The following is a 12,296-nucleotide window of genomic DNA, read 5'->3' on the forward strand; positions in this document are numbered from 1 at the left end:
TATTTTAGAACAATGAATCGAAATCAGCTTTCCCAACTGGCTGTGTTGGCCGCTGTTGCTGCCCATGGCAGTTTCCGAGGGGCGGCGCGTGAATTGTCGATTGCGCCTTCCGCAGTCAGTCATGCGGTTGCTGCCCTTGAAGACAGTCTTGGCATCCGACTTTTGTCGCGCACCACGCGAAGCGTTGCGCCCACGGATGCCGGACGGCAATTGCTGGAACGGCTTGCTCCGGCGCTCGAGGAAATTCATCAGGCACTGGGTGCAGCAATTGAAGCGCGCGAGCGCCCTGCAGGGACATTGCGTATTACGATGCCGCATATCGCAGCACAATTTGTCATTGCGCCGCGATTGGGTGAATTTGCGGAAGCCTATCCCGACATTACGCTTGATCTGACGGTTGAAAGCGCATTCACCGATATTGTCGCAGCTGGCTTTGATGCCGGTATGCGGCTTGGCGAGAGCCTTGAGGCCGACATGATCTGCGCCCGCCTGACAAGCGATCTGCGTGCGGCGATTGTTGCCTCACCGTCCTATCTCGAAAGGACAACGATCCCCAGACATCCGAATGATCTGATGCAGCATCGTTGTGTGAGGCATCGCTTTGCAAGTGGTCGTATCTATCGCTGGGAGTTTGAAAAGGCGGGTGAAGAGCTGGAGATTGCCATCAACGGCTCACTTATTCTCAATGATGACCGGTTGATTCTCGATGCGATCCTAAACGGCGCTGGTCTCGCTTATCTGTTTGAGGATCACGTTCGGGATGCGCTCGCGGATGGAAGGCTGGTGAGGGTACTTGAAGACTGGTGCCAGCCTTTCGCGGGTCTTTACCTCTATTATCCAAGTCGTCGTCAGATGCGTCCGGCACTGCGCGCATTTATCGATTTCTTTCGCGGATCGTATGAGATGCAGCACCGCTTTCTGGGGGCGTGAACTTGGATCATTTTCGCTATTCTGGCCTCCCGCAATCAGTACAGACAAAACGTTTTTGCAGAATAATCGAAGCTGTTCCAATCCTATCGGCCGCACTGTCGCGCGCGCGCCGTCTCAACCTTCCAGATTGGTGGCTCGTTTCCGGTGCGCTTTATAATTCTGTATGGAATGTGCTGAGCGGACGCCCTCATGGCTATGGCATCAAAGACATCGACATCGCTTACTTCGATGGTTCTGATCTCTCATGGAGTGCGGAAGATTCGGCTATTCAAGCGGGCGCTATGGCTTTTGAAGGCTATACGCTGCCTGTCGAGATACGCAATCAGGCGCGCGTTCATCTATGGTTTGAAGAGCATTTCGGAAAGCCCTATCCGCCGCTTCGTTGCGCATCCGAATCGATTGAGCGTTACGTAGCAATAGCGCATTGCGTGGGCGTGAGATTGGCGAGTGATAACACGCTCAATATTTACGCTCCTTTTGGGCTGGATGACATTTTTTCGTTTCGTATTCGGCCCAATCATGCCATCGATAACCGCGAAACATATGAAATCAAGGCTCGCCGGGCGTTGGAATGCTGGCCTGAATTGACTATTCAGAGCTGGGACAAAGAAGGCTGAGACCATAATGAGCAAAGGGACTGGAATGTTTCGTTGGGGTATTCTTTCCACCGCCAAGATTGGCGTTACGCAGGTTATTCCGGCGCTTTGCGCTTCCGATAACGGCGTGGTCCATGCAATCGCCAGTCGCGATCAGGCGCGTGCGCGTGCTGTTGCCGATCGGTTTGGCGCACCGCTGGCCTTTGGTTCCTATGAAGAATTGCTGGCAAGTGATGAAGTGGATGGTGTCTATATCCCGCTGCCAACCTCGCAGCATATCGAATGGACGCTGAAGGCTGCAGAAGCGGGCAAACATGTTCTCTGCGAAAAGCCGATTGCGTTGAAAGCCGAGGATATCGACCAACTGATTGCCGCGCGCAACAAACATAAGGTGACAATCGCCGAAGCCTTCATGGTCTATTACCACCCGCAATGGATCAAGCTGCGTCACCTTCTTGCTGAGGGCGCGATCGGAACGTTGCGCCATGTGCAGGGCGCATTCAGCTATTTCAACAATGATCCTGGCAATATGCGCAATCAGCCGGAACTTGGCGGTGGCGCGCTACCGGATATTGGCGTGTATCCGACCGTTGTTACGCGTATGGTGACAGAGAAAGAGCCGCTCTCGGTTCAGGCATCGGTCGAGTTCGATCCGAAGTTCGGTACTGATCGTTACGCGAATGTGTCGGCACGATTTGATGGCTTCGACCTTACTTTTTATGTCGCAACACAGCTCGCGGCTCGTCAGACCATGGTTTTCCATGGTGACAAGGGCTTTATCGAAGTTCACGCACCTTTTAACACCGGTAAATATGGTCAGGGCCGCATTACGCTCTATAATGGCGGTCATACGGAAGCGACCGAATGGTCGTTCTCCGATACAAACCACTACCAGCTTCAGGCCGAAAACTTCGTGCGAGCCACGAAAGGCGAAGGCGTGCTGCTGTTTTCTCTGGAAAACTCGAAGGCAAATCAGAAATTCATCGATGCTATATATCGTGCTGGTAAAAGCGACGGCTTCGTGAGTGTCTGATTTGTGTGACTGGAACAACTGTCAGGAAGAAATCTTTCTGTGTCACATAGCTTGTGACTTGCAGTGAAAAACCGCCTTTCTTATATACGCCTCGCACAGGGCTTTGATAAAAGGCCGGGTGGATTGAAAAATCCTTCCCGACATCACACCTTGAAGCAGGCATTGTGAAATCGATAGGAACCGCTAATGGAACGCTCGGTAGAGGTCTTTGCGGTTTGCTGAATGGAGAGAAATATGGCTAAAGTTATTGGTATCGATCTGGGAACGACCAACTCCTGCGTTGCCGTCATGGACGGAAAAAGCGCGAAGGTCATTGAAAATGCTGAAGGTGCTCGCACGACGCCTTCGATTATCGCTTTCAGCGATAGCGACGAACGCCTCGCTGGCCAGCCTGCGAAGCGTCAGGCTGTCACCAACCCTGAAGGCACTCTGTTTGCCGTAAAGCGCCTGATTGGCCGCCGCTTTGATGACCCAATGGTCACAAAGGACAAGGATCTTGTACCTTACAAGATCGTCAAGGGCGACAACGGCGACGCATGGGTCGAAACCCACGGCAAGAAATATTCGCCATCGCAGGTTTCGGCCATGATCCTTCAGAAAATGAAGGAAACCGCTGAATCCTATCTCGGTGAAACTGTTACGCAGGCCGTTATCACGGTTCCAGCATACTTCAACGATGCTCAGCGTCAGGCAACCAAGGATGCCGGTAAGATCGCTGGTCTTGAAGTTCTGCGTATCATCAACGAACCAACTGCTGCAGCTCTCGCCTATGGTCTCGACAAGAGCGAAGGCAAGACGATTGCCGTTTACGATCTTGGCGGCGGTACTTTCGACGTGTCGGTTCTCGAAATCGGCGATGGCGTGTTTGAAGTTAAGTCCACCAACGGTGACACGTTCCTCGGCGGTGAAGACTTTGACATGCGTCTGGTCGAATACCTCGTTACCGAGTTCAAGAAGGAAAGCGGCATCGATCTGAAGAACGACAAGCTTGCTCTGCAGCGTCTTAAGGAAGCTGCTGAAAAGGCAAAGATCGAACTTTCGTCGGCTCAGCAGACCGAAATCAACCTGCCGTTCATCACGGCTGACCAGACCGGTCCTAAGCACCTTGCTATCAAGCTTTCGCGCTCGAAGTTCGAAAGCCTGGTTGACGATCTCGTGCAGCGCACGGTCGAGCCATGCAAGGCAGCGCTCAAGGATGCAGGCCTCAAGGCTGGCGACATCGACGAAGTGGTTCTGGTTGGCGGCATGACCCGTATGCCTAAGATCCAGGAAGTCGTGAAGCAGTTCTTCGGTAAGGAACCGCACAAGGGCGTGAACCCGGACGAAGTTGTTGCCATGGGTGCTGCAATTCAGGGCGGCGTTCTGCAGGGCGACGTCAAGGACGTTCTGCTGCTCGACGTAACCCCGCTTTCGCTCGGCATTGAAACGCTTGGTGGCGTATTCACCCGTCTGATCGATCGCAACACGACGATCCCGACCAAGAAGTCGCAGACCTTCTCGACCGCTGAAGACAATCAGTCGGCTGTGACGATCCGCGTTTTCCAGGGCGAGCGCGAAATGGCTGCCGACAACAAGATCCTCGGCCAGTTCGATCTCGTTGGCATTCCGCCGGCACCACGCGGCGTGCCGCAGGTTGAAGTGACTTTCGACATCGACGCCAACGGTCTCGTCAATGTGTCCGCGAAGGACAAGGGCACCGGCAAGGAACACCAGATCCGCATTCAGGCATCGGGTGGTCTTTCGGATGCCGACATCGAAAAAATGGTCAAGGACGCAGAAGCAAACGCTGAAGCTGACAAGCAGCGTCGTGATGCTGTTGAAGCCAAGAACCAGGGCGAAAGCCTCCTTCATTCGTCTGAAAAGTCGCTGAAGGAATATGGTGACAAGGTTTCGGCTGAAGACAAGCAGGCAATCGAAGGCGCAATCGCAGCCCTTCGTACCTCGCTTGAAGGCGATGATGCTGAAGATATCAAGGCGAAGACGCAGACCCTTGCCGAAGCTTCGATGAAGCTTGGTCAGGCCATGTATGAAGCAGCACAGGCTGCTGAAGAAGGTGGTGCTGCCGGTGGTGAGCAGGCTTCTTCCAACGATGACGTTGTTGACGCCGATTACGAAGAAATCGACGACGACAAGAAAAAGTCGTAAGCCTTGTCCGTAATGCTAAGGCCCGGGACGTCAGTCCCGGGCTTTTGCGAATTTTCGGGACGGTTGCACCGGACGGACAGAAACAACAAGAATAGTCCAGCAGTCATACCACTCGATCAGAGGTGTGATTTGTGTCAAACAGGACCGTGGAGACGCTACCGTAAAGACGGATGCGATCCAGCCGTCGGGATAACGAACTAATGAAGATCGATTACTACGAAGCTCTAGGTGTTGAGAGAACAGCAGACGATAAGGTGTTGAAGACTGCCTTTCGTAAGCTTGCCATGGAGTATCATCCGGATCGTAATCCGAACAATCCGGATGCTGAACGCAAGTTCAAGGAAATCGGCGAGGCCTATGAAACGCTGAAGGACCCGCAGAAGCGTGCAGCTTACGACCGCTTCGGTCATGCAGCCTTTGAAAATGGCGGCATGGGTGGCGGTGGTTTCGGCGGCGGCTTTGGTGGCGCCGGCGGTTTTTCCGATATTTTCGAAGACATCTTTGGCGAGATGATGGGTGGCGGTCGCCGCCGCTCGAATGGCGGACGCGAACGCGGCGCCGATCTTCGCTACAATATGGAAGTAAGTCTGGAAGAAGCTTTTTCCGGCAAGGCCGCACAGATCCGTGTGCCGACTTCCATCACCTGTGATGAATGCTCAGGTACGGGCGCAAAAGCCGGTTCGCAGCCGACCACCTGTACCATGTGCTCCGGTTCGGGCCGCGTGCGCGCAGCACAGGGCTTCTTCTCGGTTGAGCGGACCTGTCCGACCTGTAACGGTCGCGGTCAGATCATCAAGGATCCTTGCGGCAAGTGCCATGGTCAGGGCCGTGTTACGCAGGAGCGTTCGCTTTCGGTCAATATCCCGGCTGGTATCGAAGACGGTACTCGTATTCGTCTGGCTGGCGAAGGTGAAGCCGGAACGCGTGGCGGGCCATCGGGCGATCTTTATATCTTCCTGTCGGTTAAGCCGCATGAGTTCTTCCAGCGTGATGGGGCTGATCTTTACTGCAAGGTTCCAATCTCGATGACGACGGCAGCACTGGGTGGAGATTTTGAAGTTTCCACGCTTGATAGCACCCAGACTCGCGTGAAGGTGCCGGAAGGTACACAAAACGCCAAGCAATTCCGCCTCAAAGGCAAGGGTATGCCGGTTTTGCGTCAGCAGGCAGTGGGTGATCTTTATATCCAGATTGATATTGAGACGCCGCAGAACCTTTCCAAGCGGCAACGCGAGTTGCTTGAGGAATTTGAACAACTCTCATCCAAGGAGAACAGCCCGAAATCGGCAGGCTTCTTCTCCCGGATGAAGGAGTTTTTCGAAGGTATAGGTGAGTGATGAAAAGGGAGCCGTTTGGCTCCCTTTTTTTATACTTTCCTTATTGTCGCCTTGCCTAACCAATCCAATGCGGCATAAACTTGTCTGATAACGACAATGGGAGCAGTGAGAATGGCAGGACAGCTCGGCAGGAAACTGGCCGCTAAGTTCGATGAGGAAATCCGTTTTTTCAAAGGCTGGATAGACGGACCGAAGGCGGTGGGCGCTATATTGCCGACAAGTTCGATTACAGCGCGACGCATGGCGAGTGTTATCGATACGAAATCAGGCCTGCCTGTTCTGGAGCTCGGACCGGGAACAGGTGTTATCACCAAGGCTATTCTTGCGCATGGCGTGAAGCCTTCCGATCTCTACTGCGTTGAATACTCCTCAGATTTTGTCGAACATCTCGACCGGACTTTCCCCGATGTGAACATAATCCAGGGCGATGTATTCGATCTGGATAGCGCTTTGGGCAATATGAAAGATCAGAAATTCGACAGCATTGTTTCAGCCGTTCCGATGCTGAATTTCCCAATGCCAAGCCGCATTCAGCTGATGGAAGATCTTTTGTCCCGAATTCCACGCGGCCGTCCTCTCATACAGATTACTTATGGTCCACGTCCGCCAGTGCCAGCTGGCAAAGGCAATTACACTGTGCAGCATTACGATTTCGTCGTGCGCAATGTTCCGCCCGCACAGCTCTGGGTCTATCGTAGTCCGCTCGTCTGACCTTTTACGGAGTATATTAATCAATGACGGCAAAGATCATGATCTTTGCGGGTTCTACCCGCAAAGGCGCTTTTTCAGGCCATATGGCAGAGGCGGCTTCCAAAGAGCTGGCTGCACAAGGTGCGAGCGTCACGCATATTTCGCTGGCTGATTATCCGCTTCCCTTCATGAATGAAGATCTGGAAGCTGAAGAGGGTATTCCTGAAAACGCCATGAAGCTTGGTCGTCTATTTGCCGCGCATGACGGGCTGATGATCTGTTCTCCGGAATATAACGCATCGATCCCGGCGCTTCTCAAAAACACGATCGACTGGGTCAGCCGTATTTCGAAGGATGGCGATAAGCCGCTCAAGCCCTATGCGGGTTTGACTGTCGGGCTTTGCTCGACTTCCAACGGTGCTTTCGCCGGTGTGCGTGGGCTTTATCACCTGCGCGCCGTTCTGATGAATGTCGGCACGCATATCGTGACTGAGCAGTGTTCCGTTAGCGGTGCCGCCGATGCTTTCAACGATGATGACACGCTCAAAAATGAGCGTCAGGCAAAGATGCTGAGCGCTGTATGTGCGAGCCTGATTAAGCACTCGGTCAATCCGGGGCGCTGATAATTGGCACTATCTGCACATTTCAGGGCGCGGTATCTTTCGTACCGCGCCCTGTTGTGCGAATAGCATAATCCGACCTGAGCGGAGCGAGGATCGATAAGATTATGCTTCAAGTAAAAGACTTTAGAGCGCCGATCTGATTAAATCCGATCGAAACGCGCTCTAAAACTAAAAATCACAGCGGAGATTACCATGACGACCACAGATTTGCGCGATCAGCTGATCGTGGGCCTCGACGTGCCAACCGTTGCTGAAGCGGAAAAGGTAGTTGAAGAGCTTGGCGATGCGGCCACTTTCTACAAGATCGGCTACCAGCTTGTGTTTGCAGGCGGTCTTGATTTCGCCAAGAGTCTGATTGCGGCAAAGAAAAAAGTCTTTCTCGACATGAAGCTCCTCGACATCGACAATACCATTGCCAAGGGCGTGGAAAATGTCGCGAAGATGGGCGTTTCCATGCTTACCCTTCATGCTTATCCAAAGGCCATGCGTTCGGCTGTGGAAGCGGCCAAAGGCTCTGATCTTTGCCTGCTTGGCGTGACTGTTCTGACCTCGATGGATGATGCTGATCTGAAAGAGGCGGGTTATTCCGATACGCCGGAAGCACTGGTGCTCAAGCGTGCGCAACAGGCGCGGGACGCGGGCATGGGCGGGATTGTTGCGTCGGCTGCCGAAGCTTTTGCCATTCGTCAGGCCATTGGCCCCGAGATGGCCGTCGTTACTCCAGGAATTCGTCCGGCGGGAGCCGAGAAGGGCGACCAGAAGCGGGTCATGACACCAGCCGATGCGTTAGAAGCCGGTGCAAGCCATCTCGTCGTTGCGCGACCAATTGTCGGCGCAAGCGATCGCAGGGCTTCAGCCCTTGCCATCCTGGAAGAAATGCGCTCGGTTGCCTAATCAGTTTCTGAGGAGGATGATATGACCAAAGCCTATTGGATCGCCCGCGTGGATGCCCGTGATACGGAGCGCTACAAGGATTATGTCTCGACCGCCAAGCCTGCTTTCGAGCGCTATGGTGCGAAGTTTATCGCTCGTGGCGGTAAAGCCGAAGCCGTTGAGGGTCAGGGCCGCGCCCGCAATGTCATCATCGAATTTGAAACGATGCAGCACGCGCTTGATTGCTACAACTCGCCGGAATATCAGGCTGCAAAAGCCATCCGCCAGACTGTGGCGGACGGCGAAATCGTCATCGTCGAAGGTGTATAAGCATGTCTCCCAAAAGTGGGAACCGGTTTTGGGTTAAAGACATGCGAAAGACAAGGAACTAAAGCGTGTTACGTTTTAATTATAGCTTGACCGGCGGATCATGACGTCCGCTGATCGAAAGATCTAGCAATATGACCTTGCCCGCATGTGGATCAGCATTGCGGGCATTTTCATTCATGCCTTCATGAGCGCTGGTGACGATCAGCACAGAGGCGTCTGCGCCGATAAAGGCTGGGCAGGTTGGCTGGCTAACAGGAAGCTTGATCGAGCGTATCAAACGGCCCTGCGGCGAGTAGGCATTGAGCGCACTGCCACCCCAGCAAGCATTCCACAGTGTTCCTTCTGCATCCACCACCGAGCCATCAACGCCACCATCTTCCACGCGATGATGGAACACACTTTTTTCCGAGACCGGCAGCCCGGTTTCGGGATCAGTATCGACCCGCCAGATGATATTGCGGTCGGTATCGGCAAAATAAGCGATCTTGCCATCCGGCGAAAAGCAGATCGAGTTGGTGATCGTGATGCCAGAGAAAAGCTTTTTGACTTGCCCCGCGCGATACCACCAGATTGAGCCAGCATCCTTCTCGGCTTTCTTGCCCATGGTCCCGATCCAGAAGGAACCTGACGGATGCACACGCGCATCATTGGAGCGTGTGACGTCATTATCGGCTTCCAGCGGATGGTGCAGCGCCAGGCGTCCACTGGCGCGCTCGCGCACAAACAGACCATGTTCGCTGACGATCAGCTGCCGCTCACGATCAATGACTGCAAGCGCGCTGGCTTTCATGCCCAGATCGTGCGTGCGGACTTCACCACCATCATCTTTTTCGATCAGTCTCTGACCCAGAATATCGAACCACCAGCATTGAGCGGTCAGTGGATCATAGCCCGGACCTTCTCCCAGTTCCGCGATATGTTCGGCAAATATGGTTGTGTTGACTGCGCTCACCTGTTCCTCCCGGGCTTTGCCGTTTCAACATAATGAAGGGCGGGGCGGCGATCCAGTTGCAAATATTTAAGTGATCAGAAAGTTCTATGTCGCTTGGCGAAACCGTTTTAAGTTCCGGCAACTGAGAATCGCGAGGAAATCATGTCGCTAAAAGTTGCGGTCCAGATGGACCATATCAGCACGGTCAATATTACAGGTGACACCACTTTTGCTCTGTCGCTTGAAGCGCAGAAGCGCGGCCATGAGCTGTATCATTACACGCCTGATCGTCTTTCCATGCGTGATGGCGTTGTTACAGCGCGGCTTGAGAAGCTCGAAGTGCGCGACATCAAGGGCGATCATTTCACGCTCGGTGAGCCGGTTCGCCGCAATATGCTGGACATGGATGTGGTGCTGCTGCGCCAGGACCCACCATTCGACATGAACTACATCACCAATACGCATCTGCTGGAGCGCATCCATCCAAAGACGCTGGTGGTCAATGATCCGGCCTGGGTTCGCAACAGTCCGGAAAAGATTTTCGTCACCGAATTTCCTGACCTGATGCCGGAAACGCTTATCACCAAGGATCCACAAGAGGTTCTGGAATTCCGCCGTGAATTTGGCGATATCATTCTGAAGCCGCTTTACGGTAATGGCGGCGCAGGCGTGTTTCATCTCGCTGATGGTGACCGTAACCTGACCTCGCTTCTGGAAATGTTCGGTCAGCTCTTCAAGGAGCCGTTTATTGCGCAGCGTTACCTCAAGGATGTGCGTGCCGGTGACAAGCGCATCATCCTGATCGATGGTGAACCAGTTGGCGCGATCAATCGCGTGCCTTCGGAAACCGATGCGCGCTCCAACATGCATGTCGGTGGCCGTGCTGAACAAAGCAAGCTGACACCGCGTGAGCAGGAAATCTGCGCCCGCATCGGACCGTCGCTTAAAGAACGTGGTTTCATTCTCGTCGGTATCGACGTGATCGGTGACTACATGACTGAGATCAATGTGACTTCCCCAACGGGTATCCGCGAGATCGAACGCTTTGATGGCACCAATATTGCCGCCCTGTTCTGGGATGCAGTTGAAGCCAAGCGCAAGTAACACGCGTCTCTTCGGTGAAAAATTCATAGGGTCGGTCTGAAACAATCAGATCGGCCCTTTCTCTTGATTGCAACTATCGAAAATGCTTAAATCCTATGGTTGTATTTAAGCATTTTCTCACGTTTGAGATGTGCTGCGTGTTATGCGGGGGCATATGGTAGCGCGGGTGGGAACGGTTGCCTTCCAGGGCATAGAGGCGGTGCCTGTCGATGTGCAGGTGATGGTGGCACCGGGCAAGATGGGTATGTCAACCGTCGGCCTGCCCGACAAGGCGGTAGCTGAAAGTCGGGAGCGGGTACAGGCAGCGCTCCACGCTTCCGGTCTGTCGATGCCGACAAAGCGGGTGACAGTTAATCTGGCACCCGCCGATCTACCCAAAGAAGGTTCGCATTACGATTTGCCAATTGCGGTCGGGCTGATGGCTGCCATTGGTGCTATTCCGGCGGATGCCATCCAATCATACATGGTGCTGGGCGAATTGTCGCTTGATGGCACGATCACGGCAGTTGCTGGCGTACTGCCCGCAGCAATCAGTGCGAACCGCGAGGACAAGGGGCTGATTTGCCCACATGCCTGCGGCTCGGAAGCGGCATGGGCGGGTGCAGATGTTGATATTCTCGCGCCACGCAGCCTGATCGCGCTGGCCAATCATTTCAAGGGAACGCAGGTGCTGACACCGCCCGAACCCTCCATGCGTGTTTCAAGCGAAATGCAGCCTGATCTGGCGGATATCAAAGGGCAGGAGACTGCTAAGCGTGCGCTGGAGATTGCAGCCGCAGGCAATCACAATTTGCTGCTGGTCGGCCCGCCGGGATCAGGCAAATCCATGCTGGCGCAGCGACTGCCGTCGATCCTGCCAAAACTCAGCCCACGCGAGCTGCTTGATGTGTCGATGATTGCATCTATCGCTGGTGAATTGTCGGGCGGAAAGCTTTCTGACCGCAGACCGTTTCGTGCGTCGCATCATTCCGCATCCATGGCAGCAATGGTGGGCGGCGGTTTGCGGGCAAGACCGGGCGAGGTGTCTCTCGCACATAATGGCGTACTATTTCTCGATGAGTTTCCTGAATTCTCGCCGCAGGTGCTCGATTCGCTCCGCCAGCCGCTGGAAACAGGCGAATGCATGATCGCCCGTGTCAATCATCGCACGAGCTATCCGGCGCGGTTTCAGCTGATTGCGGCAATGAACCCATGCCGATGCGGTATGGCAGGAGAGCCGGGACATACATGCGCGCGTGGACCGCGTTGCCAGAGTGATTATCAGGCACGAATTTCCGGCCCCTTGCTGGATCGCATCGACCTGCGCGTTGATATGCCGGCTGTCTCGGCGCTTGATCTCATACAGCCATCGCAGTCTGAACGAAGTGAAAGTGTGGCCAAGCGCGTGGCGCGGGCGCGTGCGATCCAGAGTGCACGCTATACGGCACTTGGCCTTGATGCATCAATTACCAATGCCAATTGCTCGGCAAATCTGATCGAGGAAGTGGCAAGACCCGACCCCGCTGGTGTTAAATTGCTGCGTGACGCCAGCGAACAGATGCGCTTTTCCGCGCGCGCATATCATCGTATTCTGAAAGTCGCACGCACGCTGGCTGACCTTGACGGTGTGGATCAGATCAGCCGTATCCATCTTGCCGGTGCGATTTCCTATCGTATGGGAGCAGAGAGGCTGTCTTCTGTGGCGTGAAAACCGCCACAGAAGTC

The 12,296-nt window shown here is 54.2% G+C and carries 12 protein-coding genes; 11 read left to right on the forward strand and 1 reads right to left on the reverse strand.

What is annotated here, in order from left to right; all coding sequences use genetic code 11:
* The first annotated feature begins 12 nt into the window (after positions 1-12).
* From KMS41_11150 to KMS41_11190, 9 genes are all read left to right on the forward strand, one after another.
* Entirely contained in the window at positions 13-930 is a 918-nt protein-coding gene (locus KMS41_11150; protein ID QWK77616.1) for a LysR family transcriptional regulator, read from the forward strand.
* 2 nt (positions 931-932) lie between these two features.
* Positions 933-1,547, forward strand: a complete 615-nt coding sequence (locus KMS41_11155; GenBank protein QWK77617.1) for a nucleotidyltransferase family protein — start codon at positions 933-935, stop codon at positions 1,545-1,547.
* Positions 1,548-1,572: 25 nt separating this feature from the next.
* Positions 1,573-2,559, forward strand: a complete 987-nt coding sequence (locus KMS41_11160; protein QWK78858.1) for a Gfo/Idh/MocA family oxidoreductase — start codon at positions 1,573-1,575, stop codon at positions 2,557-2,559.
* A 234-nt stretch (positions 2,560-2,793) separates the two neighbouring features.
* Positions 2,794-4,704: a molecular chaperone DnaK gene (gene dnaK, locus KMS41_11165; protein ID QWK77618.1), complete on the forward strand. Its 1,911-nt coding sequence runs from the start codon at positions 2,794-2,796 to the stop codon at positions 4,702-4,704.
* Between the two features lie 200 nt (positions 4,705-4,904).
* Entirely contained in the window at positions 4,905-6,041 is a 1,137-nt protein-coding gene (gene dnaJ / locus KMS41_11170; GenBank protein ID QWK77619.1) for a molecular chaperone DnaJ, read from the forward strand.
* A 111-nt stretch (positions 6,042-6,152) separates the two neighbouring features.
* Positions 6,153-6,752 (forward strand): methyltransferase domain-containing protein, encoded by a 600-nt coding sequence (locus KMS41_11175; protein ID QWK77620.1) that lies wholly within the window; start codon positions 6,153-6,155, stop codon positions 6,750-6,752.
* Positions 6,753-6,775: 23 nt separating this feature from the next.
* A complete protein-coding gene (locus KMS41_11180) occupies positions 6,776-7,354 on the forward strand; it encodes an NAD(P)H-dependent oxidoreductase (GenBank protein QWK77621.1) in 579 nt (192 codons plus the stop codon).
* Positions 7,355-7,546: 192 nt separating this feature from the next.
* Positions 7,547-8,248, forward strand: a complete 702-nt coding sequence (gene pyrF, locus KMS41_11185; protein ID QWK77622.1) for an orotidine-5'-phosphate decarboxylase — start codon at positions 7,547-7,549, stop codon at positions 8,246-8,248.
* Between the two features lie 21 nt (positions 8,249-8,269).
* A complete protein-coding gene (locus KMS41_11190) occupies positions 8,270-8,557 on the forward strand; it encodes a DUF1330 domain-containing protein (GenBank protein ID QWK77623.1) in 288 nt (95 codons plus the stop codon).
* A 79-nt stretch (positions 8,558-8,636) separates the two neighbouring features.
* Here KMS41_11190 and KMS41_11195 read toward each other — a convergent pair whose 3' ends face one another.
* The gene (locus KMS41_11195) at positions 8,637-9,509 is read right to left on the reverse strand and encodes an SMP-30/gluconolactonase/LRE family protein (protein QWK77624.1); all 873 of its coding nucleotides are present in this window, start codon (positions 9,507-9,509) and stop codon (positions 8,637-8,639) included.
* A 141-nt stretch (positions 9,510-9,650) separates the two neighbouring features.
* Here KMS41_11195 and gshB point away from each other — a divergent pair, with 141 nt between their 5' ends.
* Both gshB and KMS41_11205 read left to right on the forward strand, forming a co-directional pair.
* On the forward strand, positions 9,651-10,592 hold the full coding sequence (gshB, locus tag KMS41_11200; protein ID QWK77625.1) for a glutathione synthase: 942 nt from the start codon (positions 9,651-9,653) through the stop codon (positions 10,590-10,592).
* A 154-nt stretch (positions 10,593-10,746) separates the two neighbouring features.
* Positions 10,747-12,279, forward strand: coding sequence for a YifB family Mg chelatase-like AAA ATPase (locus KMS41_11205; GenBank protein QWK77626.1), 1,533 nt, complete (start codon positions 10,747-10,749; stop codon positions 12,277-12,279).
* The last annotated feature ends 17 nt before the right edge of the window (positions 12,280-12,296 follow it).

The organism is Ochrobactrum sp. BTU1, assembly GCA_018798825.1.
Lineage (GTDB): Bacteria > Pseudomonadota > Alphaproteobacteria > Rhizobiales > Rhizobiaceae > Brucella.

What these genes read in the sequence shown, in the direction of transcription:
- gshB (QWK77625.1), top strand. Translation starts at nt 9,651, where the DNA reads ATGTCGCTAAAAGTTGCGGTCCAGATGGACCATATCAGCACGGTCAAT.
- dnaJ (QWK77619.1), top strand. Translation starts at nt 4,905, where the DNA reads ATGAAGATCGATTACTACGAAGCTCTAGGTGTTGAGAGAACAGCAGAC.
- KMS41_11175 (QWK77620.1), top strand. Translation starts at nt 6,153, where the DNA reads ATGGCAGGACAGCTCGGCAGGAAACTGGCCGCTAAGTTCGATGAGGAA.
- KMS41_11190 (QWK77623.1), top strand. Translation starts at nt 8,270, where the DNA reads ATGACCAAAGCCTATTGGATCGCCCGCGTGGATGCCCGTGATACGGAG.
- dnaK (QWK77618.1), top strand. Translation starts at nt 2,794, where the DNA reads ATGGCTAAAGTTATTGGTATCGATCTGGGAACGACCAACTCCTGCGTT.
- KMS41_11150 (QWK77616.1), top strand. Translation starts at nt 13, where the DNA reads ATGAATCGAAATCAGCTTTCCCAACTGGCTGTGTTGGCCGCTGTTGCT.
- KMS41_11180 (QWK77621.1), top strand. Translation starts at nt 6,776, where the DNA reads ATGACGGCAAAGATCATGATCTTTGCGGGTTCTACCCGCAAAGGCGCT.
- KMS41_11160 (QWK78858.1), top strand. Translation starts at nt 1,573, where the DNA reads ATGTTTCGTTGGGGTATTCTTTCCACCGCCAAGATTGGCGTTACGCAG.
- pyrF (QWK77622.1), top strand. Translation starts at nt 7,547, where the DNA reads ATGACGACCACAGATTTGCGCGATCAGCTGATCGTGGGCCTCGACGTG.
- KMS41_11205 (QWK77626.1), top strand. Translation starts at nt 10,747, where the DNA reads ATGGTAGCGCGGGTGGGAACGGTTGCCTTCCAGGGCATAGAGGCGGTG.